This is a genomic window from Aphanothece microscopica RSMan92 (genome assembly GCF_046613545.2).
Classification (GTDB): domain Bacteria; phylum Cyanobacteriota; class Cyanobacteriia; order PCC-6307; family Cyanobiaceae; genus NIES-981.
Map to the genome: position 1 here is coordinate 1 of NZ_JBKKKY020000258.1, position 796 is coordinate 796.

A 796-nucleotide genomic window follows, 5' to 3' on the forward strand; every position below is an offset into this window, starting at 1 on the left:
GGAACACAGCAGTACGCCGGCTTCTGCGGCACCAAGCCCCAGCCTGAAGCCCCCAAGGTGGGCTTCAGCATCACCACCTGGGCCCGGTTGGTGATGTCACTGATCCTGGCCATCGAACTGGCTGAAGAGGTGTTTGACGGCCTTTGGCACCTTGGACGCTGGCACGATTGATTGGCTGCCCCCCCTGGCCTGCGGCCAAAGGGGGGGCAAACAGCGCCCGAAGCCTGGAAATGCCCGCTCCGCGCTGAGGTCCCGCCTATCAGACTGACAAAGATATTTCTGTCATGTCGAAAATGCGATTGACTTGCCACACAGTGTTCGACGACCCTCGAACCAGCGGATTTGACCAGTCGACCAGTTGATTTAGGGCTTTTGCATCCGATGGATGCGGTCCGTCACATGTTCGCCAGACCGATTGGACGCCTGGGATGCCAGCGGCAAGGATCTTATCGTTCCGATATCTTGTTCTACTGGGCGGGGGTGCATGCCTTGCGGCACTGGCGCTGGCGCTCTGGCTGATCTCGGCGCGCGCGGGGCAGATCCTGGCGCAGGATCTGGCGACACAATCCCTCTCCGGGCGTTCCCAGCTGGCCATCGCCGAGATGGACCGGCTGCGCAGCACAGCCCGCGCAGGGGCCGAAGCGCTGGCCGCCCATCCGGCTGCCGCGGCCCCGAGCCCTGCGGACCGTGCGGCGCAGGTTCCGACGCTGGCCGCGATCCTGCGCGCGACCCCCGGCGTTTCGGCAGCTTACCTCTACTGGCCGGACGGGGATTTCCTGCTCTTGCGCCCGATCGC

General features: G+C 64.6%; 2 protein-coding genes. Both read left to right on the top strand.

Going from position 1 to position 796, the window contains the following annotated elements:
• The coding region (locus tag ACLD7X_RS17350) for an alpha-carboxysome scaffolding protein CsoS2 (protein ID WP_411424940.1) at positions 1-171 on the top strand (171 nt) is incomplete at its 5' end.
• A 257-nt stretch (positions 172-428) separates the two neighbouring features.
• On the top strand, positions 429-796 hold a 368-nt coding region (locus tag ACLD7X_RS17355), incomplete at its 3' end, for a hypothetical protein (protein ID WP_411424939.1).